The sequence below is a fragment of the Treponema brennaborense DSM 12168 genome (genome assembly GCF_000212415.1).
GTDB classification, from domain to species: domain Bacteria; phylum Spirochaetota; class Spirochaetia; order Treponematales; family Treponemataceae; genus Treponema_F; species Treponema_F brennaborense.
The window spans coordinates 801,308-825,098 of the sequence record NC_015500.1 but is presented as its reverse complement, the minus strand read 5'-3'; the positions used below and the strand labels follow the sequence as shown (position 1 = coordinate 825,098).

Annotated in this window: 23 protein-coding genes and 1 riboswitch; of the genes, 11 read left to right on the top strand and 12 right to left on the bottom strand. The window is 52.9% G+C overall.

All coding sequences use genetic code 11. The features are described 5' to 3' along the window. Positions 1-345 precede the first annotated feature (345 nt). Together TREBR_RS03430 and TREBR_RS03425 are read left to right on the top strand one after the other, a co-directional pair. Positions 346-1,389: a magnesium transporter CorA family protein gene (locus tag TREBR_RS03430; RefSeq protein WP_013757834.1), complete on the top strand. Its 1,044-nt coding sequence runs from the start codon at positions 346-348 to the stop codon at positions 1,387-1,389. A gap of 10 nt (positions 1,390-1,399) precedes the next feature. Further along, on the top strand, positions 1,400-2,410 hold the full coding sequence (locus tag TREBR_RS03425) for a formylglycine-generating enzyme family protein (RefSeq protein WP_013757833.1): 1,011 nt from the start codon (positions 1,400-1,402) through the stop codon (positions 2,408-2,410). On the opposite strand, the gene TREBR_RS03420 is transcribed toward TREBR_RS03425, so the two are convergent. From TREBR_RS03420 to TREBR_RS03390, 7 genes are all read right to left on the bottom strand, one after another. Further along, a complete protein-coding gene (locus tag TREBR_RS03420) occupies positions 2,398-2,814 on the bottom strand; it encodes an ACT domain-containing protein (protein ID WP_013757832.1) in 417 nt (138 codons plus the stop codon). The genes TREBR_RS03425 and TREBR_RS03420 overlap by 13 nt on opposite strands. Positions 2,815-3,037: 223 nt before the next feature. Next, a complete protein-coding gene (locus TREBR_RS03415; protein WP_013757831.1) occupies positions 3,038-4,342 on the bottom strand; it encodes a phenylacetate--CoA ligase family protein in 1,305 nt (434 codons plus the stop codon). Positions 4,343-4,472: 130 nt separating this feature from the next. Beyond that, positions 4,473-5,171: a metallophosphoesterase gene (locus TREBR_RS03410; RefSeq protein ID WP_013757830.1), complete on the bottom strand. Its 699-nt coding sequence runs from the start codon at positions 5,169-5,171 to the stop codon at positions 4,473-4,475. Then, positions 5,168-6,412, bottom strand: coding sequence for a histidinol-phosphate transaminase (gene hisC / locus TREBR_RS03405; RefSeq protein ID WP_013757829.1), 1,245 nt, complete (start codon positions 6,410-6,412; stop codon positions 5,168-5,170). The genes TREBR_RS03410 and hisC overlap by 4 nt, the downstream gene beginning before the upstream one ends. A 121-nt stretch (positions 6,413-6,533) precedes the next feature. Next, positions 6,534-7,313 carry a hypothetical protein gene (locus TREBR_RS03400; RefSeq protein WP_013757828.1) on the bottom strand — a complete coding sequence of 260 codons (780 nt, stop codon included), beginning with the start codon at positions 7,311-7,313 and terminating at the stop codon, positions 6,534-6,536. Positions 7,314-7,395: 82 nt separating this feature from the next. Then, entirely contained in the window at positions 7,396-8,103 is a 708-nt protein-coding gene (locus tag TREBR_RS03395; RefSeq protein ID WP_013757827.1) for an ABC transporter ATP-binding protein, read from the bottom strand. Continuing rightward, the gene (locus TREBR_RS03390) at positions 8,100-8,489 is read right to left on the bottom strand and encodes a GntR family transcriptional regulator (protein ID WP_013757826.1); all 390 of its coding nucleotides are present in this window, start codon (positions 8,487-8,489) and stop codon (positions 8,100-8,102) included. The genes TREBR_RS03395 and TREBR_RS03390 overlap by 4 nt, the downstream gene beginning before the upstream one ends. Positions 8,490-8,849: 360 nt before the next feature. Between TREBR_RS03390 and TREBR_RS03385 the strand changes: the two genes are divergently transcribed. From TREBR_RS03385 to TREBR_RS03350, 8 genes are all read left to right on the top strand, one after another. Beyond that, positions 8,850-9,101 carry a TM1266 family iron-only hydrogenase system putative regulator gene (locus TREBR_RS03385; protein WP_013757825.1) on the top strand — a complete coding sequence of 84 codons (252 nt, stop codon included), beginning with the start codon at positions 8,850-8,852 and terminating at the stop codon, positions 9,099-9,101. Further along, positions 9,102-10,178: a [FeFe] hydrogenase H-cluster radical SAM maturase HydE gene (gene hydE, locus TREBR_RS03380; protein ID WP_013757824.1), complete on the top strand. Its 1,077-nt coding sequence runs from the start codon at positions 9,102-9,104 to the stop codon at positions 10,176-10,178. Then, the gene (gene hydG / locus TREBR_RS03375; RefSeq protein WP_013757823.1) at positions 10,171-11,598 is read left to right on the top strand and encodes a [FeFe] hydrogenase H-cluster radical SAM maturase HydG; all 1,428 of its coding nucleotides are present in this window, start codon (positions 10,171-10,173) and stop codon (positions 11,596-11,598) included. Before hydE ends, hydG begins: the two co-directional genes overlap by 8 nt. 1 nt (position 11,599) lies before the next feature. Continuing rightward, on the top strand, positions 11,600-12,997 hold the full coding sequence (locus tag TREBR_RS03370) for a GTPase (protein WP_013757822.1): 1,398 nt from the start codon (positions 11,600-11,602) through the stop codon (positions 12,995-12,997). Positions 12,998-13,121: 124 nt separating this feature from the next. After that, positions 13,122-13,868 (top strand): DeoR/GlpR family DNA-binding transcription regulator, encoded by a 747-nt coding sequence (locus TREBR_RS03365; protein WP_013757821.1) that lies wholly within the window; start codon positions 13,122-13,124, stop codon positions 13,866-13,868. Beyond that, positions 13,868-15,178, top strand: coding sequence for a four-carbon acid sugar kinase family protein (locus tag TREBR_RS03360; RefSeq protein WP_215904831.1), 1,311 nt, complete (start codon positions 13,868-13,870; stop codon positions 15,176-15,178). Before TREBR_RS03365 ends, TREBR_RS03360 begins: the two co-directional genes overlap by 1 nt. A gap of 36 nt (positions 15,179-15,214) precedes the next feature. Next, complete coding sequence (gene pdxA / locus TREBR_RS03355) at positions 15,215-16,216, top strand: 4-hydroxythreonine-4-phosphate dehydrogenase PdxA (protein ID WP_013757819.1); 1,002 nt, start codon at positions 15,215-15,217, stop codon at positions 16,214-16,216. 97 nt (positions 16,217-16,313) lie between these two features. Then, the gene (locus tag TREBR_RS03350; RefSeq protein ID WP_013757818.1) at positions 16,314-17,684 is read left to right on the top strand and encodes a GntP family permease; all 1,371 of its coding nucleotides are present in this window, start codon (positions 16,314-16,316) and stop codon (positions 17,682-17,684) included. Positions 17,685-17,766: 82 nt separating this feature from the next. Here the strand turns inward: TREBR_RS03350 and TREBR_RS03345 are convergent, their stop codons facing one another. From TREBR_RS03345 to purE, 5 genes are all read right to left on the bottom strand, one after another. Continuing rightward, complete coding sequence (locus tag TREBR_RS03345; RefSeq protein ID WP_013757817.1) at positions 17,767-18,852, bottom strand: DUF6504 family protein; 1,086 nt, start codon at positions 18,850-18,852, stop codon at positions 17,767-17,769. Beyond that, positions 18,845-19,939: a phosphoribosylformylglycinamidine cyclo-ligase gene (gene purM / locus TREBR_RS03340; protein WP_013757816.1), complete on the bottom strand. Its 1,095-nt coding sequence runs from the start codon at positions 19,937-19,939 to the stop codon at positions 18,845-18,847. Before purM ends, TREBR_RS03345 begins: the two co-directional genes overlap by 8 nt. Before the next feature lie 86 nt (positions 19,940-20,025). Beyond that, entirely contained in the window at positions 20,026-21,477 is a 1,452-nt protein-coding gene (gene purF / locus TREBR_RS03335; RefSeq protein ID WP_013757815.1) for an amidophosphoribosyltransferase, read from the bottom strand. Between the two features lie 13 nt (positions 21,478-21,490). Continuing rightward, positions 21,491-22,225: a phosphoribosylaminoimidazolesuccinocarboxamide synthase gene (gene purC / locus TREBR_RS03330; RefSeq protein ID WP_013757814.1), complete on the bottom strand. Its 735-nt coding sequence runs from the start codon at positions 22,223-22,225 to the stop codon at positions 21,491-21,493. Beyond that, positions 22,222-22,719: a 5-(carboxyamino)imidazole ribonucleotide mutase gene (gene purE / locus TREBR_RS03325; RefSeq protein WP_013757813.1), complete on the bottom strand. Its 498-nt coding sequence runs from the start codon at positions 22,717-22,719 to the stop codon at positions 22,222-22,224. The genes purC and purE overlap by 4 nt, the downstream gene beginning before the upstream one ends. A 64-nt stretch (positions 22,720-22,783) precedes the next feature. Further along, positions 22,784-22,926: riboswitch (purine riboswitch) on the bottom strand. A 69-nt stretch (positions 22,927-22,995) separates the two neighbouring features. Here purE and nudC point away from each other — a divergent pair. Next, positions 22,996-23,784, top strand: coding sequence for an NAD(+) diphosphatase (nudC, locus tag TREBR_RS03320; RefSeq protein WP_013757812.1), 789 nt, complete (start codon positions 22,996-22,998; stop codon positions 23,782-23,784). Positions 23,785-23,791: the final 7 nt, after the last annotated feature.

Genomic DNA, 23,791 nt, shown 5'->3' with positions numbered 1-23,791 from the left:
GAAAAAATACACCTCGAACGAAGTGATTTTTTCAGTAAACGTCGTTGTTTACGGTACTACTATACAAAATTATGAATATTTATGCAAGACCCGGCGGCAAATACGCGAACGAACGTTTCCGCAGCCGCGAATTCCCAGACGATACGCGAGAATACCGCAACGAGCTTGCGTTTTTTACGGTTTTTCTATATAGTATACGTAAAGTTTGTGGACTTTGTATCTTCTAAGAAGGAGGCATAAAGATGGATAGCGACCCTGGAAGTATTACCATCGACTATCATTTATGCCGCGCACCGATTGCGACGCGCGGAAAGCCTCTTTCACTTTTTTTAGAAGGACATTGTTATGATTACATACTGGCAGCAGGAAAACGGTCGGGTCATTAAATGCGACCAAGCCGAATTGGATCCCTCGCGCAACACGTGGATCGACGCCCGTTCCGTTACCCGGGAAGACATCCGCATTCTTGAAGAAGAATATCACGTTCAGCAGGAACACATCCTCGACATCCTCGACCCGGACGAATTGTCCCGAATAGAAAAGGACGACGAATATACGCTCACGATAGCGCGGCTTCCCGTATTCGTTCCGTCCGACGATATCAGCTATTTTACCGTCCCCGTCGGAATACTCATGTACACCCGCACGATTATAACCATCTGCTGGACCGACTGCGAAGTGCTTAAAGACATGGCCGCGAACCGCGCGCGCGGGCTTTCCCTGTCCGATTTTCCGGCGTTCATCATCAAAGTGCTCAGCCGGGCCGATCTGACGTTTCTGCGTTATCTGAAAGAAATCAACCGGCGCTCGACGACCATTCAGAACGAACTGCAGATGTCCGTAAAAAACAACGAACTGATTCAGCTCCTGAACCTTGAAAAATCGCTCGAATTTTTTACCACGTCGCTCAAGAGCAACCAGCTGCTGCTTGAAAAACTGACGAAAACCCGGCTCATCACGCTGGACGAAGACGACCGCGAATGGCTTGAAGACGTCGAAATAGACAACCGCCAGGCGATCGAAATGACCGACACGTACAGCAACATTCTTTCGGGTATGATGGATGCGTTCGCTTCGGTCATTTCAAACAACTTGAACATCGTCATGAAAAAACTGACGATCATTTCGCTGATAATGATGATTCCGACTTTTATCGTCAGCTTTTTCGGCATGAACGTGCCGCTGCCGTTCACCGATTCGGGCTGGCTCGGCGTCGTTATCGTTTCGGCGTTGTGCGTCGTAACGGCGCTGTTCGCCGCAAAAGTGCTGCTGAAAGAAAAACCTATCAAACAGGCAAAAGCCGTCCGGAAAAACAGTGTGCAAAAACGTAAGGAACGCAGGCTCGTCCGCCTGATGAAAGTGCAGGAACAGAAACTTGAACGCGATTAAGGAGTTTATTATGAAACAGAAGCTGACTCACCGGCTCAGAACCGTTTTTGCCTTACTTACCGCATTTACCGCCGCCGCGGCTGCCGTTACACAAACAGCCGCCGTTACACAAACAGCCGCCGCACCCGGCTTCGATTGCATCACCCTTCCCCTCACTGCGGAAGCGGCGTTCGACACGTTCGTAATAGGAGAAAACACGCAGTCCATTACCGCGCGCCGCTTCGTCCGGCCGTTCAGCATCAATAAATACGAAACGCCCTACGCGCTGTGGTACAAAGTACGCATACAGGCGGAAAAAGACGGCTACGTGTTCGCCAACCCCGGGCAGGAAGGTTCCGCCGGCCGCCGCGGACGGGCGCCGACTGCATCCGGCGCCTATCAGCCGGTTACCATGATAAACTGGTACGACGCAATCGTTTGGTGCAACGCGCTCAGCGAACAGACGGGGCGGACGCCGGTCTATACGTTTAACGGAAACGTACTGCGCGACTCGACGGAAACGGCCGATTGCGATCTTGCCGATTGCGACTGGAATGCCGACGGATACAGGCTTCCGACCGAAACCGAGTGGGAATACGCCGCGCGCAGAACCGCGGCGGGATATCAGCGCGGAGACTTGCCCAGCGGGTCGGTCGACGCAGCCGGTGAAAGCGACGATTCGGTCGACGAGGGAACTATCGCCTGGTACGACGGCAACACGAACGCAACGCACGCGGTCGGAACGGCGGGAACACCGTTTTCTGCGAACCCCGCGCCCGGAAGCGGCACGGCGAACGCGCTCGGACTGTTCGACATGAGCGGCAACGTATTGGAATTTTGCTGGGATTGGTTCGCGCCGTATGAAGAAACGGCGCCCGGCGCGTTCGCTGCGGGACCTGAAGTCGGTTCGCAGCGCGTAAGCCGCGGCGGCAGCTGGAGTCCGTACACCGGCTTTATGTTTGCCGGCGACCGGTACGCGTACGACCCGAACGAAACGTATAATTACATGGGATTCAGGATCGCCAGCAGCTACAGTGAGTGAGAACCGCTCAAGCCCGCGTTTTTGATCACTGCGAGACCTTTATCGGCATCTTCAACTTTAAAAATGATAACGGCGGTGTTGCCGGTTTTTTCCATCGACGCGTACAGATACTCGATGTTGATCCCGTGCGACTGAAACAGCTGCATCACTTCGTGCAGGCTACCGACGCTGTCTTTTACGCTGACGGCGAGCACGTCGGTGGTGCGCGTCGTGAATTTTGCCTTTTTGAGCACTTCAAGCGCGTGCTCCGAATCGTCGGCGATGATACGCAGAATACCGAAATCGGCAGTATCGGCTATCATCAGCGCCCGCAGATTGACGCCGGCTTCTTTGAGAGCTTTCGTCACGTCGGCGATACGCCCCGCCGTATTTTCCAAAAAAATCGAAATCTGTTTAATTTTCATACCGCCTCCTATAAAAAGGCAAGGAGGAAATGTCAATTTCCGGCTTGGCTTTTTACGCAGCTTCGCAGCAAAGTGAAAAGCTGCACTTGATAAGAAAGTTTGCAACGCAAACTTATAAAAGATAAAAACCGACGATATTGCAGGCGATTTTTATCTTACACTCCTATAAAAGTCAATGAGGTGCGGCGCTCTTTAAACCGCACCATTCGTGCTTCCTATAATTCTACAACGTACGCTTGTCTATGACGCGCTTCGCCTTGCCGGTGGAACGTTCGATCGATTTCGGTTCCACCAATTTTACTTTCAGCATGATGCCGAGTTTGCTCTTCATCACGCTTTCGATACGGCTGCGCAGCGCTTCCATTCCCTTCGTTTCATCGGAAAACTGATCGGGGCTCACTTCGACGTGCAGTTCCGCTTCGTCAAGATGCGTCGCTTCGTTGCGGTCGACCACGATCAGATAATTCGGTTCCACGCCCTGAATCTCGATCAGCGCATGCTCGATTTGACTCGGAAATACGTTTACACCGCGAATAATCAGCAGATCGTCGGTACGGCCGAACAGCCGGTGGATACGCCGCGTCGTACGGCCGCACGAACAGCGTTCGGGGATGATAAAGGTAATGTCGCGCGTCCGGTAGCGGATAAGCGGCGTTCCCTCTTTGGTGATCGTCGTTATGACCAGTTCGCCTTTTTCTCCGTCGGGAAGCGGCGTTCCCGTATTCGGATCGATGATTTCAGGATACCACAAATCTTCGTTGACGTGCATTCCGTACTGACATTCACATTCGAACGCAACGCCGGGACCGGTGATTTCCGTTAAACCGTAAATGTCGTACGCTTTAATGCCCCATTCCTTTTCTATCTGGCGGCGCATGTTTTCAGACCAGGGTTCGGCACCGAAGCAGCCGGCTTTCAGCGGCAATTCGTTCAAATCGATGTGCAGCTCTTTCGCCTGTTCCGCCATGTACAGCGCGTACGACGGCGTACAGGTAAACAGATTCGTCTGAAAATCGCGCATCAGCATGAGCTGCTTTTGCGTGTTTCCCGAAGAAATGGGAATGATCGTCGCGCCGATTTTATGCGTTCCGTAATGCACGCCCAGTCCGCCGGTAAAAAGACCGTAGCCGAACGCGTTTTGAATCGTATCGTCGCGCACGGCGCCGGCGCCGGAAAGCGTTCGGGCCATGCCTTCCGCCCAGTCGTCGAGGTCGCGCTTCGTATACGCGTCTACGACGGGAACGCCGGTCGTGCCGGAAGACATGTGTATTTCTTCAATCGCCGACCGCGGAACGGCGAGCAGGCCGTACGGATAAGTCTGGCGCAGATCGTCTTTCGCCGTAAACGGAAGCCGGGCGATATCACCGAGGCACGTTATGTCTTTGGGCGCAATCCCCAAGTCGTCGAACCGCTGCCGATAAAACGGAACCGTCCGATACACGTGTTCAACGAGGTTCTTCAGGCGCGCAAACTGGAGCCGCTGCAGCGCTTCGGGATTCATACATTCATATTCAGGATTCCAGATCATAATGCATCATTATACACCGAAACCGGCCGTTTCACAACAGAAAAGCGGCGAGAACCGGAGCTTTTTGAGGTTTCCCGAAACAGGCGCGAACAGCTGCGGTGAAAAAACGCGCGATCGGCACGCGGCGCACTCAGTCGGAAGGGATTTCGCACAATTCGGCGCGCGCAATTTTCCAGCCGGACGGCGTGCGTTCGGCTTCCAGCACGCCGTAACGGCCTTCGGCCAGCGAGCCGGGGTTCATTACGACGGTATCGCCGATCGAATCGATGCCGAACGATTCGTGAATATGACCGGTAACGACGGCGAGCGGCTGAACTTCTTCTATAAATGCGCGGATTAAAGGCGACCCCACGTGCACGCCCGCCGTGATACGGTCGCACTTCGTATCTTTGGGCGGCTGATGAACGAGCGCAATCAGGTTCGGCCAGCGAACGCCGCCTTCCGCGTGCGGTTCCTGTTCGCGCACGATCCGCAGATCGGAAACGAGTTCTTCATCGGAACGTTCGTTCGGCGTCGTACCGGTAAACTTGAGCGCGCCGCCGCTGCCGGCGAACACGAGTCCGTCGCGGAACACCAGTCCGCCCTGTACCGAAATATCGGCTTTTTCCAATTCTTCGAGAAACGCCGGTTCGTCGCAGTTTCCGGTAACGGCGAACACCGAATCGTGTTTGTCGGTCAGCAATTTGAGCGCCGGAAGCCCGGTTTGTACGTCCTGAAAGCGGGCGAAATCGCCGGCGAACAGCACCGCGTCGGATCGGGCAAATTCTTCGCCCAGTTTTTCAATATAAGCGATGTCGCCGTGCATGTCCGAAAGAACTAAAAATCTCATTGCAAATCTCCTATTGCGGTACGGAGCGCACGCATCTGGGCGGGCGTTCCGATCGTGATGCGCAGAAACGATTCCACGCCGGGGGTGTCGAAGCGGCGTACCAAAATGCCGTTCCGTTTTATCTGCTCGTACGCTCGTTTTCCGGAAACGGAATCCTTGCGCGCCAGCACGAAGTTCGTCTGCGACGGCAGTACGAACCAGCCGTTTTCCCGCAAAAACGAAGCGAAAGCATCACGTTCATCCGCAATTTTTCTCGCACAGTCCGCGTAGTACGCGGCGGACGCACACGCCGCGATACCCGCCGTCAGTGCAAGCGTGTCTACCGGAAAATGATTGAACGAATCCTTGACGCGCGTCACGATCCGAATCAAATCGGGATTCGCAACGATATAACCGAGGCGCATTCCCGCGAACGACAAACTTTTTGAAAAGGTACGCACGATTACCAGATTGCCGAACTCGGCGAGCAGCGGGATACAGCTTTCGCCGCCGAAATCGACGTACGCTTCGTCTACCACGTGAACGCGGTCTTTGGGGGCTGCATTCAAAAACGCACGCACTTCGTCGCGGCTCATACCGATGCCGGTAGGTGCGTTAGGATTGGCAAAAATGAGGCTGGCATCGTGTTCGGCTGCAGCGGCGAGCATCGCGTCCGTATCGAGTGAATAATCGGGAGCAAGCGGAACCTTCACGAGCGGAATTCCGTAGTAACCCGCATACACCGGATAGAAACTGTACGTGTGTTCGGGCTGAATCAGCGGGCGGTCGGAATCGAAAAACGAATAAAACACGAACGAAAGCACTTCGTCCGAGCCGTTTCCGGTAAAAATCATGTCGGGCGTAACCGTAAACGGAATCGCGTCCCGCGCGGAAGGAACGCACGGTGCGGCACGGGCATAGTCCGCTTCACAGGCCGAACACGATTCGCGGGCAGAGTTCAATTCACAGGCACAGTCCGCTTCACAGGCTGAGTCCGCCCCGCAAGCGGCAGTCGCACGGCACAGCACGCCGCCGGTCTCGTTCAAAAAAGCAGCGATTGCGTTGCGCAGCGCCGACGCGTCGGGATCGGGATACCGAGCCAGCGTCAGCGGCGACGCGGACAGTTTATTTACGAGCGCTTCGACGACGGCCGGCGGCGGCGGATACGGGTTTTCGTTCGCATTCAGTTTGATATAGGTGCGGTCGGTCGGCTGTTCGCCGGGTTTGTACGGGTTAAGATTGAGAACGCGCTGCGCCTGCATTTTCGACTCCTCGAACCGCGGCGGCTGCGCTGCGGCATGGATTCAATTCTATGCAAATGTAAAGTCAAAGTCAAGGCGCGGGAACGGCGTCCGTGCCGCTCCCGCATCGCCGGCAAAAAGTTCAGACTTCCACCTTATGCCGTATCAGAAAACAAGTCAGCAGATAATACAGTACGCCGAAAACGCCTGAAACGAGCGATACGCGCCAAAAGTTTTTCCACGAATCGAGTACTTCATAATTGAATCCCGATATTTCCGCAGTGAACGCGGTCGCTTTTATCATTATATAGCACGCAATCAAAATCAGAATGAAGATCTCCAAGGTTGCGCCGCGCTTCCATTTGATGAAAGATAAATACAGTACGACGGCGCAGTTAAAAACCGCTTGCGCTACCAGAAAAATCACGACTATGGCAAAAACCAAATTGACCGAAAAACTCAGCTGATCTACGAAAACGACGCGATACAGCGACGGGACCATTTCCGCAAATCCGGATACGTTGTCTGGATCCAGAAGCGAAACCGCCGGAACCAGCACGGAGGAATACAAACATGCCGGTATGAAATAGACGAAAAACTCGGCCAAACCGATAATCATTTTACCGCCTATCAGTTTATACGGAGACACCGGCAGCAGCAAATCGAGGTATCCGCCGTCTTTCGTCCAATATTCCAGCGACCCTGCCCCTCTCAGCAGCGTATACAGCGGAAGTCCCAGAAAAAAGAAGCAGAACACGATTCCCGTCCATATTTCGGCAACGGCTTCCATCTGCAGAGAAACGTGCGGTGCTATCAGACACAGCGCAATCGATAAAACTGCGACGACACCCTGAATCAGACTCCATATTCCGATTATTTTTTTTCTTCCCTGCCATTCCTGACGTAAAATTGCTTTCATCATAAAAAACTCCTGTTACAAAGACAGTGCGGAAACGTCGGTTTCCGGCACTCAGGCCGCACAAGCGGCGCGTTTACCGTTTTTTTCATTTATCCTGAAACAACTGGACGTACAGCTGATTGATGGACATTTTCCGCTCCGCACGCAGGCTTTCGGCCGAACCTTGCAGCAGACAAGTCCCTTCGTGAATAAAACAGACGTCGTCGAACATGTTTTCCACGTCGTTCACCAGATGGGTGCTGACGATTATGGACGAGTTTTCACTGTACGTTTTGACGATCGCGGACACGATGCGATCACGCGCGACCGGATCGACGCCGCCAAGCGGTTCGTCCAAAAGATACAATTTGGCGTTGCGGGAAAAAACCAAAGTCAGATTCATTTTTTCAACCATACCTTTGGACATCGTCTGAATTTTTTCATGCCGCTCAAGATTCATAAAAGAAAGCATATCGAACGCTTTTTCCGTATCGAAATCCCGAAAATAGTCGGCATAAAAACGGATTGCGTCTTCTGCGCTCATCCACCGATACAGAATATTGCGGTCGGGTAAAAAAGACACCATCGCTTTCGTTTCCGTTCCCAGCGGTTTGCCGCCGATCGTCACCGTACCGCCGCTCGGCTTCCGCAATCCGGCGAGAATTTTCAGCAGCGTAGTCTTTCCGCTGCCGTTCGGTCCCATAAGCCCCAGGATTTTTCCCTTTTCCAGAGAAATCGTCACGCCGTTTAAAGCCCGTTTGCGGGTATATTTTTTTTCCAGATTTTCGATCCGGACGATGTACTGATCGTTCATATTGCACCTCCTGTCGTACTGCGTTCCTCGCAATCGTCGAACGCCGCTTCTACTAACGAAGCGATTTGTTCACGCGAAAAGCCGCTGCTTTTCATTTGCCGTAAAAAATTCCGCACGAGCCGCTGCGACTGCTCCGTGCGTATCTGCGCAAGCATTTTTTCATCTTCGCCGACGAACGTTCCCGTTCCGCGCCGGGTTTCGGTTACGCCTTCGCGTTCCAATTCCTGATACGAGCGGACGATCGTGTTCGGATTCACTTTAATGGATTCGGCAAGTTCCCGAACCGAAGGGAGTTTGTCGCCCGGAGCCAGCGCTCCCGAAAAAATCTGCCGCTTTATGTCGTTCATGATCTGCAGATAAATCGGCAGATCGGGATCAAAATCCATAACACCTCCTATGCCGTAATACGTTTTTATTGATGCGCATCAGTATTACTGTTATAGTTAAATAGTACACTAACACTAAATAAAAGTCAAGAAAAAAATATGCCGAAACGCCCGCTCACCGCCAAAACGCCGTAAAAATCGCGGATTCGCCGTAAAAACCGCCGAGCCCGCAGGCACCCCGGAAACAAGTCTCATCGTATCCGCGGTAAAAATACCTTGCCAAAACGCCCGATATGCCTCATACTGAAAGGGTACTGACCTGAAAGATTCCCCTCCGGTACGGAACGGGAACGCTGACGGGAAAGACTGACACATCTGCCGGTCCACAGGTACGACAACTATTCTTTTCGGAGGTAACGAATGGAAACGAGGGTCGCACTGATTGGGATTGTCGTTACGGACGGAGAGTCCGTAGAACAGCTCAACAAACTGCTTCACGTCTACGGTGAATATATCATCGGGCGAATGGGGCTTCCCTACAAAAAGGATAAACTTTCAATAATCAGCATCGTGCTGGACGCACCGCAGGACGTCATCAGCGCACTGAGCGGTAAGCTGGGAGCGTTGGAAGGCGTATCGACCAAAACGATCACACCGAAAACGGGTTCGTAAATGCACGGCCCGACCGGAAAACTGCTTGACAGTCTGGTCGCCGGCGGAACGTTCACTCCGGAACTTTTTCTTTCACTGTTTGAAAACCGCCATACGTCGGCGCGCGCGCTGCGGCAAAAAGCGGCGGAGATCCGGCAGCGGGAATTCGGAAAAGGAATCTTTATCCGGGGATTGATAGAAATATCGAACTGCTGCCGCAACGACTGCCTGTATTGCGGAATCAGATACGGTAACGACACCGTGGAACGCTACCGCTTGACGGACGCACAAATACTCGACAGCTGCCGCAGAGGTTACGCGCTGGGATTCAGAACGTTCGTGCTGCAAGGCGGTGAAGACGAGGCGTTTCACCCGGAACGGATCAGCCGACTGATACGAACGATAAAAACGGCGCATCCGGACTGCGCGCTCACGCTGTCGCTCGGAGAATATCCGAAAGAAGTATACGCCGAATGGAAGCGCTCCGGCGCCGACCGGTATCTGCTGCGCCACGAAAGCGCGAACCCGACACATTACGCGTTCCTGCACGGCGCACCGCGCGACGTCCGAAACGGACGCACGGCGGCGTACCGGCAGCAATGCCTGTACAACCTGAAATCGCTGGGGTACCAGACGGGCGCGGGCTTTATGGTGGGAACGCCGAAACAGACGCCGGCGCACCTTGCGGAAGATATGCGCTTTCTGGAAGATTTACAGCCCCACATGATAGGTATCGGACCGTTTATCCCGCATCCGCACACGCCGCTCGGACTGTATCCGGACACACCGCCGGAAACCGAACGACTTGAACTCACCCTTTTTCTGCTTTCGCTCATCCGCATCCGGTTTAAGCGGGTGCTGCTGCCGGCGACGACGGCACTGGCAACTATCCGTCCCGACGGCAGACAGCTCGGCATTCTGCACGGCGCGAACGTAGTCATGCCGAACCTCACGCCGGAAGCGGAAAAAGGACGCTATGAAATTTACCGGAACAAAAAGTGTACGGGAGCCGAAAACGCCGCCGCGTTGGACGAATTGAACCGTACAGTATCGGCAATCGGCTATCACATCGACAAAGGAATCGGAAACTATGTATAACGTAAAATCGGCTCACGCCGCGGACTTTATCAATCATGAAGAAATTCTCGACACCCTGCAATGGGCGCGGGAACACAAAAGCGACAGATCACTCGTTGAAAAATTGCTCGAGCGGGCAAAAGACTGCAAAGGACTTACCCATCGGGAAGCCGCCGTCCTTTTGGAATGCGATCTGCCGGATTTGAACCGGCGGATGAGCGATGTGGCGCAAACTATCAAACGGAAACTCTACGGCAACCGGATCGTTCTTTTTGCGCCGCTGTATCTCTCCAATTACTGCGTGAACGGCTGCACGTACTGCCCGTATCACGCGGTAAACAAACACATTCCGCGCAAAAAGCTCACTCAAGATGAAATCAGAAAAGAAGTTACCGCGCTGCAGGATATGGGACACAAGCGGCTGGCACTGGAAGCAGGCGAACATCCGACGATGAATCCCATCGAATACGTTCTGGAAAGCATCGACACCATTTACTCCATCAAACACAAAAACGGCGCCATCCGCCGGGTAAACGTAAACATCGCGGCCACCACCGTTTCGGAGTATAAAATGCTCAAAGACGCCGGAATCGGAACGTACATTCTGTTTCAGGAAACGTATAACAAAGAAGCATACGAGCGGCTGCACCCGACCGGTCCCAAAAGCAACTACGCGTGGCACACCGAAGCAATGGATAGGGCGATGGACGGCGGCATAGACGACGTCGGCTGCGGCGTCCTGTTCGGGCTGAATCTGTATCGATACGACTTCGTGGGATTGCTGATGCACGCCGAACATTTGGAAGCGGCGAAAGGCGTCGGACCGCACACGATCAGCGTCCCGCGCATCCGTCCCGCCGACGACATCGACCCGGCGGCTTTTTCAAACGCGATCGACGACGAAACGTTCGCTAAAATCGTTACCGTCATCAGAATCGCCGTTCCGTATACCGGCATGATCGTTTCGACAAGGGAAAGCCGGCAAACCAGAGAAAAAATACTCCAGTTGGGCGTCAGCCAAATCTCAGGCGGCTCCCGCACCAGCGTCGGCGGATACGCCGAAGACGTACGCAGCGGCGATTCCGAAAACGACACCGCGCAATTCGACGTAAACGACACGCGCACACTCGATGAAATAGTGCGCTGGCTGCTGCAGCTGAACTACGTTCCCAGTTTCTGCACCGCGTGCTACCGCGCGGGACGAACGGGCGACCGTTTTATGGCGCTGGTCAAATCGGGACAGATCGCGAACTGCTGCCATCCGAACGCACTGATGACCCTCAAAGAATATCTGGAAGATTACGCGCTTCCCGAAACCAAACTGTGGGGCGAACGCTGCATTCGGAACGAACTGCCGCATATTCCCGACCCGAAGATCCGCGCCGCCGCGCAGCGCCATTTGCAGGAAGAAGAAAACGGACAAAGGGATTTCAGGTTTTAACATGAGCATGGAAAACACTCCGATCTCAGAGCGGCTGCACGTGGGCATTTTCGGCAGAATGAACAGCGGAAAGTCGACGCTGCTGAACGCGATCACCGGACAGAACGCCGCGCTGACCTCGCCGGTAAAAGGCACCACGACTGACCCGGTATACAAACCGATGGAACTGCACGGCGTCGGCCCGGTCGTGTTCATAGACACGGCCGGCTTCGACGACACGGGCGAACTCGGAGAAAAACGCATCGCGCAGACGCTGCTTGCCGCCGAAAAAACGGACGTCGCGCTGCTCGTGTGGGAACCGGGCACGCTCCTCACCGGACAGCCGCTGCCCGAACCGGAACTGCGCTGGCTGCGCCGGCTGCGGGACGCCGGCAAAAAATGTATTCTGATACTGAACAAAACCGACACGATCAGCGCACGGACGCTCGCCGTTTGCCGCGCCCGTATTGAGGAAGCCGTCAGCAGCTTGGCGGGAACGGACGCCGCTTCCATACCGATTCTGACGCTCAGCGCGGGAAGCGGCTCCGTTACCGAAACCGTACGAACCGCAATTGCCGGCTGCGTACCGGAAGATTTTCGGGAACGGACGCTCACCGGCAACCTCTGCCGCGCCGGAGACGCCGTCGTTCTGGTTATGCCGCAGGACATACAGGCGCCCAAAGGCAGGCTGATTCTGCCGCAAGTACGCGTGCTTCGGGAACTGCTCGACAAAAAGTGCCGCGCGTTCTGCTGTACGGCCGACCAGTTTCCGCACACGCTGCGCGCCCTGATCGCTGCGCCGGAACTCGTTATTACCGACAGTCAGGTATTCGCCCGCGTCCGAACCGAACTGAACGAACGGTACGGAACGAACGCCGCCGTTACGCCCGAAACGGCAGACGCGGCGGATTCGGCGGGAACACCCGGAGCGGCGGACGAGACAGATTCAGCGAAAAGACCCGAAACGGCGGATTCGCCGGCGCCCCGTCTCACGTCGTTCAGCATTCTGCTAGCCGCGGAAAAAGGAGACATCAAACTGTTCCTTGAAGGAGCGCACGCCATGGAACGGCTGCCGGACGGCGGCAGCATCCTCATCGCCGAAGCCTGTACGCACGCGCCGCTTTCGGAAGATATCGGTACCGTAAAGATTCCCCGGCTGCTGCGCGAAAAATATCCCGGCGTGCATATCCGATTCGTCCGCGGCGCCGATTTTCCCGATACGCTGACGGATGAAAACGGCCGACCGCGCTACGACCTCATCATTCAATGCGGCTCGTGTATGGCTAACCGTGCGTTCGTGCTCGCGCGTCAGGAAAAAGCCCGGCGTGCGGGAATTCCCCTGACGAATTACGGCCTCGCCATAGCGCAGCTGACCGGAATATTACCGGCAGTCGCCGTTCCCGGAATCGAATCGGTATAAACGAAGCCTTCCGTAATCAGTTGCATGAATCATCAAAAAAAAGCTTGACAAATACGCTCTTCGGGTTTACTTTAAACATATTCAAACAGAATCAAACAAATACAAACACAGGAGACACCGTATCATGCTTGAACGGGAACGGATACAGTTTATTTTGGAAAAAATAAAGACAGGGAAAGCGGTTCACGTAGAAACGCTGGCCAATGAAACAAATGTCAGCACAATGACAATCCGCCGCGATCTTGCAAAATTGGCAAAAAACGGCCTGATAGACCGCTGCCACGGCGGGGCCCTCTTAAAACGGGAAACTCCTTATCAGGAAAAACAAATAAGCAATCTGGAAGAAAAACAACATATCGCCCGTACGGCGCTCCGTTTTGTAGAAGAAAACAGTACCGTTTTTCTTGACGCCGGAACCACCACCTGGCAGATTGCCTTATTACTCAGTGAATTTCCGTCTTTAAAAGTGGTAACGGCAGATTTGGAAATTGCCAATCACCTGAAACGATCCGAAGTGCAGCTGTTCGTCTGCGGCGGAGAGGTACAGAAGAAAACCGGCAGCATGATCGGCTGGTTTACGAATAACATGCTCGAAAACATGCGTTTCGACGTTTCGTTTATCGGTGCGCCGTGTATCGACCAACGTTTTGATGTTCTGACGCCCACCGCCGCTAAAGCGGAACTGAAAAGACTCATCGTGAAAAACAGCTGTTCTTCGTTTCTCACGGTGGATTCAAGTAAATTTTATAAACAGGCAATGACGCGGATTAATTCACTTGCGGACTATACCGGTGTAATTACTACGAAAGAATTTTCGCAATCGGAACAACAACTTTTGCTGCAAAAAAATATTACGCTTATAAAAGGATAATGGACATGGCACAATGCCTTATTATTGCCGACGACCTGACGGGAGCGAATGCAACCGGCGTACTGCTGCAAAAAATAAACTATCAGTCCTTTACCGTTACGGATATGGAGCGTTTTGAAAAATCCGTAACTCGAAACTGCGACTGTATCATTTATCCTACGGACAGCCGCGCCATTGATCCTGAAGTTGCGTACGAGCGCGTATTTATCGCAGTAAAAATGCTTGCGGCGCAGGATACCCGTATTTTCTGCAAACGGATAGACAGTACGCTGCGGGGAAACATCGGAACGGAAATCGACGCGCTGCTTGACGCAGTGGGAGCTCCGTACGTCGCATTCATTGTGCCCTGTTTTCCCGAATCGGGCAGAATAGTCTGCGGCGGATATATGCTTGTCAATTCCGTTCCCCTTCACAAAACGGAAGCGGCGATAGATCCGAAAACGCCCGTTACGTCTTCTTCAGTACGCAATCTGATTTGCAGGCAATCCGCATACGACGCGCTCGTTTTGTACATAGACGACTTGCAAAAAGGAAAAAATCATCTCATTTCGCGTATAATCGAAGCAAAAACGGAAGGGAAAAGAATAATACTTTTCGACTGCATATCGCAGGAAGATTTGAATCTTATTGCAGAAGCGGGGATCGAAAGCGGAATCCCTTTTATATGCGTAGATCCGGGCCCGTTCAGCGCAACGGTAGTACGCAAAACGATTATTCCGAAAGAGCAGAAAAAAAACATGAAACTGCTCGCCGTCGTCGGCAGCGTTAATCCCGTAGCGCGGATGCAGATAGACGAACTGTTTCTTTCACAATCGGTTCATTCGGTGTGTATCAGAACGAAGGAACTTGTGAACGGCGAACAAAGCAGGCAAAGGGAAATACGGAGAACGGTCGGCGAATTCCTTGCAGGATATGAAAACAGTCAAATTTCCTGTATTTACGGAGACGGCATATATCCCGAAAACAGAGTCGATTTTTCGCATTATACGGCACGGCAGGAATGCACGGCAGCCCATTTATCGGATTTGATAAACACTGCTTTTGCGGAAATTACTCACGCGATATTACGGGAAGCACCCGATTTTGCAGGTATATATACCTGCGGAGGCGATATTACCGTTGCCGTCAGCAAGCAGCTGCAAGTTTCCGGTATAAAACTGATAGGAGAAGTACTGCCGCTCGCTGCATACGGCGAGTTTATCGGCGGAAAATATGCAGGACTCAAAATCATTACGAAAGGAGGTATGGCAGGAGATAAAGACGCCATGAAACGATGCATTTTGTACATGCAGGAACGTTTGCTTTTATAAAAATTTTCGTATTACTGTTTATTATTTGGAGGAAGTATGACCAAACCGTGTATTGCGATTCCGATGGGCGATCCCGCCGGCATAGGGCCGGAAATTATTGCAAAAGCCCTGTACGATGAACGGATTCAGAAAGACATAAATTGTCTTATAATAGGAGACAGCCGTATAATGGAAGAAGCGGTAAAAATAACGGGACTGCCGCTCCGTATACGCCGAATACAAGATCCCTCGGAATGCAGATACGCTCAGGGCACGATAAACCTGCTGCCCATTGATAATATCGACACGACCCGTTTCCGATTCGGTCAAATCGACGGAATGTGCGGCAGGGCGGCGTTCAGCTATATTGAAAAAAGTATCGAACTGGCTTTGGCAAAAAAAGTATCGGCGATTGCGACAACTCCGATCAACAAGGAAGCTTTAAAAGCCGGAGGCATACCGTATATAGGTCATACCGAAATATTCGGCGCGCTTACTCACACGGAAGATCCGCTTACCATGTTTGAAGTGCGGGGATTACGCATTTTCTTTCTGACCCGTCACGTATCGTTAAGAGCGGCATGTGATATGGTAAAAAAAGACCGAATTAAAGATTACGTAAAACGCTGTTACAAAATGCTGAAGACACTCGGTGTTCAGCAGGGAACCATGGCAGTCGCCGGCTTGAATCCTCACAGCGGCGAGCACGGCCTTTTCGGAAATGAAGAGACAACGGAAGTCATTCCCGCGGTACAGGAACTTCAGTCGGAAGGCTACAACGTCGCCGGTCCCATAGGAGCAGACTCCGTATTTCATTTAACACTGCAAGGAAAATTCAACAGCGTGCTGTCGCTGTACCACGATCAAGGGCATATTGCCGCCAAAACGTTGGATTTTGAACGTACCGTTTCCGTTACCGGAGGTATGCCTATTCTGCGGACATCCGTCGACCACGGTACGGCCATGGATATTGCGGGAACGGGCAGCGCGAGCGCCGTAAGCATGATTGAAGCGATACGCTTGGGGGCAAAATACGCCGTAAAATTTACGCAAGAATAAAAAGGAAACCTCATCTAACCCATAAATCTAACCCATAATTTAAAATTGATATTTCCCGCGTTGAAAGATACGAAGCGTTGCATTAAGGAGGCACGTTATGAATGGTATTTCAGGTGGACAAATGTTGATTGCACTGGGAATCGGCTTATCGGTACTTATTCTGCTGATTTTAAGAACAAAACTGCATGTTTTTATTGCGCTGATCGTAGCTTCGTGCATTATAGGACTCGGCGGCGGAATGAAAGGAAACGACGTTATTGCAGCGATAACGGGAGGCTTCGGAGGAACCTTAGGCAGTATCGGTATTATCATCGGAATGGGCGTTATGATGGGGAAAATTTTTGAAATTTCAGGCGCTGCCGAACGGATGGCTCGAACATTCTTGAAATTATTCGGGAAAGGCAAAGAAGAAATGGCCATGGCACTGACGGGATTTCTGGTTTCCATTCCCATTTTTTGTGATTCGGGCTTCGTAATCCTTTCTCCTTTGGCAAAAGCCATTTCCCGGCGAACGAAAAAGTCGATAGTCAGTTTGAGCATAGCGCTTGCAGCGGGACTGGTGATTACCCATTCGCTGGTGCCGCCGACGCCGGGTCCGTTGGGAGTTGCGGGAACGTTCGGAGTGGATATCGGATCTTTTCTGCTGTTAGCCCTGGCGATATCAGTCTTGCCCGCAGTAGCGTGCATGTTCTACGGAAAATATCTGGGCAAAAAAATCTATCAGATTCCGAGTGAAACGGACGACGGATGGATCAGACCTCCCTATCAGAGCTCCGTATCCGAAACCGCCGATACGGAATGTGAAACCCGTATGCCTTCAACTTTTACCGCGTTTGTTCCGCTGCTTACTCCCATTATACTGATTCTGCTGAATACGGTACTGAGCGCGCTGCGGATAACGAACGGAGTTGCTTCAATATTCATTTTTCTGGGAAAACCGATCATCGCCGTTAGCATCGGACTTATTCTCGCAATTTATACTCTTACGCCGAAAAAACCCAGAAAAGAAGTAATCACGGAATTGGAAGGAAGCATTAAATCAGCCGGTATCATCATTTTAGTAACCGGTGCCGGCGGAGCTTTGGGGCAAATAATAAAAGCGGCCGGAGTCGGTGATTACATTGCCGCCGGAATAGCGGCAACACCCCTGCCGGTCATACTATTGCCGTTCGTTATCGCAACCTTAGTACGCTTCGTACAAGGGTCCGGTACCGTCGCGATGATTACGGCGGCGGGAATAACGGCTCCGATCGTTGCCGCGGCGGGAGGGAACATGGTTTTAGGAGCGTTAGCAGCCTGCAGCGGTTCGTTGTTTTTCTCATATTTTAACGACAGTTTCTATTGGGTAGTCAACAGATTTACCGGAATCACTGAAACGAAAGAACAGATACGAGTATGGTCAGTCACGACGACCATCGCCTGGGCAGTTTCTTTTGCGGAACTCTTAGTACTGAATATTTTCATGTAAAAACGGACGGCGGCCATGCAGTTCAGGCGTACGCGGGAATACGGACTGCATGGTAATCACAATACGCGGAGTTCAGTCCGTTCTACCGTAATTCCGCAAGCATTTTTATGCCGGCAACGAGCGCTTCGTGCTCGCACGGTGCGATCCGCGCATACAGCGTTTCGGGCGTATCGCCGGGCAGCACCGGAACGCGGCGCTGCAAAAGGATCTTTCCCGTATCGCAGCCGCCGTCCACCAAATGCACCGTGCAGCCGGATTCCGCTTCGCCGGAAGCAAGCACCGCTTCGTGCACGTGACGGCCCCACATCCCCTCGCCGCCGAATTTAGGCAGCAGCGCCGGATGCAGGTTGATGATACGGCCGCCGTACGCGTCGATAACGGCGCCGCCCAGTACGGTCAAAAACCCCGCAAGCACCAGAATATCCGCTTCATACGCACGAGAAAGCGCGAGTACGCGGTCTGACACGGCGAAGCGCTTTTCGTCGCGCGTCGCACTTTTCGCCTTATCGGCGCCGAGCACTGCGTACGGGCTCACGATTTCGGCAGGAATTCCGGCTTGCCGCGCGCGCTCAAGCGCGTAGGCGTCTTTACGGTCGCTGAATACGGCGCACACTTCATACGGACACGCGGCGACGTCATCCGTATCGGCGCCGCCTTCTGCAAAAACGCCATTCGCGCAGACACTGCCTTCTGCAAAAGCGCCGGCGGCGAGCCGGTTCATACGGCGCTGCTCGTCTATAATGGCCTGCAAATTCGTTCCGCCGCCCGAAACGAGCACGGCGACACGCAGCGGTCCGGACGATGCGGCGGCTGTTTTTTTATCAGATTGAATCATCGGTCGAGCCTTTTTCCTAAGGGAATACAGCGTCCAGCCGGCTTTACGGCCGGACGTCCGGCGGCAATACAAAGTCATAACTTCGCCGGTTTCGGTTTCAACACAGTACACGTGTTTATCGATATAGCGTTCGCCCGAACCGTGCCGGCACGGACGGTTCGTTTTGCCGGTGTGCAGCACCGCGCGCACCCGGTACGAAGTGCCCCGCCAGGAAAAAACCGACGGAACGCCGGGGGCGCCGGAAGCCATAACCGAAGCGTCGAACGCCGAATCCGTTACGGTAACCGATTCGCCGATAAACTGCTCCGGCAGCAGTTCACCGGAACTATTCAAACAGCACCTCGTCCGCCTGTCCGCGTACTTCACCGGCTGCAGCGGCGACGCGTCCCATTTTATACACGCCCATACCGGCACAGCAGCCGGCGTCGGATGCCGCGAATCGTTTGAACTCGTCGATGATACCGTCGGCGGCGGACGCCGATACGGCCAATATGAAACCGATTCCCATGTTGAACGTGTTGAACATCCGGTCGGGATCAGCCCCGCGCCGCACCAAATCGTCGAACACGGGAAGAATATCCCAGCTGCCTTTTTCAATCACGGAAACGAGCGGTTCCTTTCCCGCCGCGGCGCGTTTTTCGTTCGCCGCAGGGTACATGCGCGGAATGTTTTCGTAAAAACCGCCGCCGGTGATATGCACCATACCGTGCACGGCGGAACGGCATTTTTCAAGCACGGCAAGAACCGGACGAACGTAGATGCGCGTCGGCGTAAGCAGCGCGTCTCCCATCGTTTTTCCGGCGGCGAACGGAGCCGGTTCGGCAAAATCGCTCACCAGTTTACGCACCAATGAAAAACCGTTTGAATGTACACCGGTAGAAGACAAACCTATCAGCACGTCTCCCTCGTCGATACGCTCGCCGGTAATGATATCGTCTTTTTCGGCAATACCGACGCCGAAACCGGCCATATCGTATTTGCCGGCATCGTAAAATCCGGGCATTTCGGCCGTTTCACCGCCGAGCAGCGCGCAGTTGCTGTCAACGCAGCCGTCGGAAACGCCTTTTACCAAATCGGCTGCGACGGCGGCATCCAATTTACCGCACGCAATATAGTCCAAAAAGTACAACGGCCGCGCACCGGTGCACAGAATGTCGTTTACGCTCATCGCGACGCAGTCGATTCCGACCGTGTCGTACTTTTTCACCGCAAACGCAACGTCGAGCTTCGTACCGACGCCGTCGGTTCCGCTCACCATAACCGGATGTTTCATGCCGGCGGGCACTTCAAACATGCCGGCAAAACTGCCCAAACCGTTCAATACGCCGGGAATCTTCGTACGGGCGGCGTGCGCTTTGTATTTGTCAACGGCGCGATAGCCTTCTTCAACGTCTACTCCGGACTGACGGTAATCGATCATACGTTCTCCTATAAAAGCCGGGTTTTGCATACGAACCCAAAACGATCAAACCGGCGAACTTTGCCGCCGGTCTGCATGAAAACAAATTACAGCCGTTTTCCGTTCAATTCGCCGGGAAACGGAATCGGATATTCGCCAGTAAAGCATCCTTTGCAATACCCGTACGAACGCTCGTTCGCATCGCGCAGCGCTTCAAACATACCGTCTATGGAAATAAACGCCAAAGAATCGGCGCCTATCTCCTTGCAGATTTCTTCCGTGTTGTGTGCGGATGAAATCAGGTCGGCGCGGCACGGCGTGTCGATACCGAAATAGCACGGAAATTTAACCGGCGGGGACGAAACGCGGAAATGCACTTCTTTTGCACCCGCTTTCCGCAGAATCTGAATCAAACGGCGGCACGTCGTGCCGCGCACGATCGAATCGTCGATAATGACGACGCGTTTTCCGGCAACGTCGCTTTTCATCGCGTTCAGTTTGACGAACACCATCTGCTCGCGTTCCGACTGAGTGGGAGCGATGAACGTACGGCCGATGTACTTATTTTTGACAATGCCCATCGCGTACGGAATGCCGGACGCTTTCGCATAGCCCATCGCGGCTCCCAAGCCCGAATCGGGCACGCCGATAACGACGTCCGCGGGTACCGGCGTTTCGCGGGCAAGCACCGCGCCCATACGCAGCCGCGCTTCCTGAACGGGAATGTTATCGATAACCGAATCCGGCCGGGCAAAATACACGTATTCAAAAATGCACGTGCGCTTCGCCGTACGCTCGCCGAATTCGAACGACAAAACGCCGTCTTCGTTGATGATGACGATTTCGCCCGGCTCGATGTCGCGAACGAGCGTTCCGCCCACGGCGTCAATCGCACAGCTTTCGCTTGCAAGAATCCAGCCGTTATCGAGCTTACCCAAACACAGCGGACGAATCCCGTTCGGGTCGCGCGCGCCGATAAGACTGTTTTCCGTCATAACCGCAAGCGCAAACGAACCTTTGATCATCTGGATCGTGTCGGTCAGCGCGCGTTCCAAACCTTTTTTGTAGCTTTTGGCGATCAGTTTTACGATAACTTCCGTGTCGCTCGTAGAAACGAACGTCGAACCGGTTTCTTCAAGGAATTCTTTGAGCTGCTCGTAATTAACCAGATTTCCGTTGTGCGCTACGGCGATTCCGCCGAGTTTGAAACGGTTTACGAACGGCTGGGCGTTTTCGATATGAGCGGCACCCGAAGTGGAATACAGCACGTGAGCGACGGCTATCTGCCCGCCCAGTTCTTCCAGTTTTTCGGCGGTAAACACGTCGGCGACGAGTCCCATCGCTTTGTGCGATTCGATTTTTTCACCGTCGGAAACCGCGATTCCCGCGCTTTCCTGCCCGCGATGCTGAAGCGAATACAGACCGTAATACGCGAGTTTGGCGGCGTTAAACGGCGCGGACTGATCTTTCTTATTCAGATAAATACCGACGACACCGCATTCTTCACGCAACTTGTCTTCGTCGGTATCCAAAATTTCATCAGGTGCGTTATACTGCATCACGATCCGCCTATTATTTTTTTCCGGTAATACGGTTCAGCATTTCAACGTACGCTTCTTTGACGTTTCCCAGATCACGGCGGAAGCGGTCTTTGTCCAGTTTTTCGTTCGTTTTTGCATCCCAGAACCGACAGGTATCGGGCGAAATTTCATCGGCAAGAATAATGGTTCCTTTTGAATCTTTGCCGAATTCCAGTTTGAAATCGATCAGCTTTACACCGCAGCTCAAAAAGAACGCTTTCAGTATGTCGTTGATTTTGGCGGTCAAATCGTAAATGACTTTCAGTTCGTCCCAGGTCGCCGCTCCTATCGCGACGGCGTGATAATCGTTGATCAGCGGATCACCGAGCGCATCGTCCTTATAGGAAATTTCAAAAACGGTCGTTTTGAGCGCGGAACCTTCGGGTACGCCGAGTCTTTTGCTGAAAGAACCCGCGGCGACGTTGCGTACGATAACTTCAAGCGGAACAATGCTCACCTTTTTGCACAAAACTTCGCGATCGTTCAGTTTCGTAATAAAATGTGTGGGAATTCCTTTCGCGTTGAGCATTTCAAAAAGAGCCGCCGCAATCGTATTATTCAGCACGCCTTTTTCGTCGATGGTGCCTTTTTTTTCACCGTTAAAAGCCGTCGCGGAATCCTTGTATTCCATAATGACCAGATCGGGATCGTTCGTAGCGAAGACTTTTTTCGCTTTGCCTTCATACAACTGGTCCTGTTTGACAATGCCGTTCACTTCAATACTCATAACGTTACTCCTAAGCCGCCGTTCTCGGCGGCATCATGTGCAAGTTTTGTACGGAAATCCGCAAGCTTCGCGCGAAGTTCGGGATATTTCACCGCAAGAATTTCTACCGCAAGGTAGGCTGCGTTCGCCGCGTTATTAACGCCCACCGTCGCGACGGGAATCTGCTTGGGCATCTGTACGATGGAAAGCAGCGCGTCCATTCCGGCAAATCCGTTCGAGCCGGGCGTAACGCATTCGAGCGGTACGCCGATAACCGGCAGCACCGTCATAGACGCGATAACGCCGGGAAGATGCGCGGCAAGTCCCGCTCCCGCGATGATAACTTCGGTTCCGTCCGCTTCAACCTGCGAAACCGTCCGTTTCAGCAAATCGCCGGAACGGTGCGCGGACAATACGTACGCCGAATACTCCACGCCGAAATCGCGCAGCACCGCAGCGGCTTTTTTCATAGTATCTGTGTCTGATTTTGATCCGAAAAAAATGGCAGCTTTCATTATACCTCCGCCTCATTCACCATATAATAGATCGGCGGCTCCGGTATATAACGGCATGCGTATACCAAAGAAAAACGGAACCCATAGTCAGCCGTTTCGGGTGGCCGGTAGAAACTTTCATACCCCGGATTGACTGAGGAGGTTCTCAAGAAAGGAGAAGTCAAACCGTCATCATGAAATTATATGAGCCGTCGATAAAATACTATATCACAAACAGGTACTTGTTTCAAGCAGAAAACATTTGCCAGTTCACAAAACACATGATATATTAAATATATGACAACGCAGGAGAATCAAAACGGCTACACGTTTATTTTCAGAGGGAATCACATCCTGGTTGCTGATACAAACGAACTGATTTTGCCCGACGCAGATGCCGGTCAAAAGTGTCTTGAATATCAGCTGGCTTCAGACTGGTTTTCTGAACCGGATTATCAATATACCGCATTGCTTTTGGAAGATTCGGCACCGGAACCGGCCGGATACGTATGGGCGCCGCTGCGTGCTTTATTTGCCGAACAGCACCCGGCTTCCGCTTGTGCGAGCCGGGCACTCGGACTGCTTAATTGGCGTACGAAAGCCCGTTTCTGCAGCAAATGCGGCGGACCGCTGCACGACGATCCGGCCGAGACCGCGCGGACGTGCATACTATGCGGCAGAACGTATTTTCCGTCCCTATCGCCTGCAATGATCGTACTGGTGAGCAAGGACGATAAAATACTGCTTGCGCGCCACAAGCAGCGCAATACCGATATTTTTACCTGTCTGGCAGGCTACGTGGAACACGGTGAAAATCTTGAACAGTGCGTCGCGCGCGAAGTCCGGGAAGAAGCGGGCATCAAAATCGCCAACATCACCTACGTCGCGAGCCAGAGCTGGCCGTTTCCCGATCAGCTGATGCTCGCGTTTACCGCAGACTGGAAAAGCGGCGAACTCGTTCCCGAAGCGAGTGAAATTCAGGAACTGTGCTGGTTTTCGCGGGACAAGCTTCCGTCTATCCCGAAAAAAGGTTCCGTTGCATATAAATTGATTATGAACGAGTTTAAGAATGCGCCGCTTTTTTAATTTGAGT

Excerpts from the sequence above, each read along its gene's own strand:
- TREBR_RS03430 (WP_013757834.1), top strand. The coding sequence starts at position 346 with ATGATTACATACTGGCAGCAGGAAAACGGTCGGGTCATTAAATGCGAC.
- TREBR_RS03425 (WP_013757833.1), top strand. The coding sequence starts at position 1,400 with ATGAAACAGAAGCTGACTCACCGGCTCAGAACCGTTTTTGCCTTACTT.
- TREBR_RS03420 (WP_013757832.1), bottom strand. The coding sequence starts at position 2,814 with ATGAAAATTAAACAGATTTCGATTTTTTTGGAAAATACGGCGGGGCGT.
- TREBR_RS03415 (WP_013757831.1), bottom strand. The coding sequence starts at position 4,342 with ATGATCTGGAATCCTGAATATGAATGTATGAATCCCGAAGCGCTGCAG.
- TREBR_RS03410 (WP_013757830.1), bottom strand. The coding sequence starts at position 5,171 with ATGAGATTTTTAGTTCTTTCGGACATGCACGGCGACATCGCTTATATT.
- hisC (WP_013757829.1), bottom strand. The coding sequence starts at position 6,412 with ATGCAGGCGCAGCGCGTTCTCAATCTTAACCCGTACAAACCCGGCGAA.
- TREBR_RS03400 (WP_013757828.1), bottom strand. The coding sequence starts at position 7,313 with ATGATGAAAGCAATTTTACGTCAGGAATGGCAGGGAAGAAAAAAAATA.
- TREBR_RS03395 (WP_013757827.1), bottom strand. The coding sequence starts at position 8,103 with ATGAACGATCAGTACATCGTCCGGATCGAAAATCTGGAAAAAAAATAT.
- TREBR_RS03390 (WP_013757826.1), bottom strand. The coding sequence starts at position 8,489 with ATGGATTTTGATCCCGATCTGCCGATTTATCTGCAGATCATGAACGAC.
- TREBR_RS03385 (WP_013757825.1), top strand. The coding sequence starts at position 8,850 with ATGGAAACGAGGGTCGCACTGATTGGGATTGTCGTTACGGACGGAGAG.
- hydE (WP_013757824.1), top strand. The coding sequence starts at position 9,102 with ATGCACGGCCCGACCGGAAAACTGCTTGACAGTCTGGTCGCCGGCGGA.
- hydG (WP_013757823.1), top strand. The coding sequence starts at position 10,171 with ATGTATAACGTAAAATCGGCTCACGCCGCGGACTTTATCAATCATGAA.
- TREBR_RS03370 (WP_013757822.1), top strand. The coding sequence starts at position 11,600 with ATGAGCATGGAAAACACTCCGATCTCAGAGCGGCTGCACGTGGGCATT.
- TREBR_RS03365 (WP_013757821.1), top strand. The coding sequence starts at position 13,122 with ATGCTTGAACGGGAACGGATACAGTTTATTTTGGAAAAAATAAAGACA.
- TREBR_RS03360 (WP_215904831.1), top strand. The coding sequence starts at position 13,868 with ATGGACATGGCACAATGCCTTATTATTGCCGACGACCTGACGGGAGCG.
- pdxA (WP_013757819.1), top strand. The coding sequence starts at position 15,215 with ATGACCAAACCGTGTATTGCGATTCCGATGGGCGATCCCGCCGGCATA.
- TREBR_RS03350 (WP_013757818.1), top strand. The coding sequence starts at position 16,314 with ATGAATGGTATTTCAGGTGGACAAATGTTGATTGCACTGGGAATCGGC.
- purM (WP_013757816.1), bottom strand. The coding sequence starts at position 19,939 with ATGATCGATTACCGTCAGTCCGGAGTAGACGTTGAAGAAGGCTATCGC.
- purF (WP_013757815.1), bottom strand. The coding sequence starts at position 21,477 with ATGCAGTATAACGCACCTGATGAAATTTTGGATACCGACGAAGACAAG.
- purC (WP_013757814.1), bottom strand. The coding sequence starts at position 22,225 with ATGAGTATTGAAGTGAACGGCATTGTCAAACAGGACCAGTTGTATGAA.
- purE (WP_013757813.1), bottom strand. The coding sequence starts at position 22,719 with ATGAAAGCTGCCATTTTTTTCGGATCAAAATCAGACACAGATACTATG.
- nudC (WP_013757812.1), top strand. The coding sequence starts at position 22,996 with ATGACAACGCAGGAGAATCAAAACGGCTACACGTTTATTTTCAGAGGG.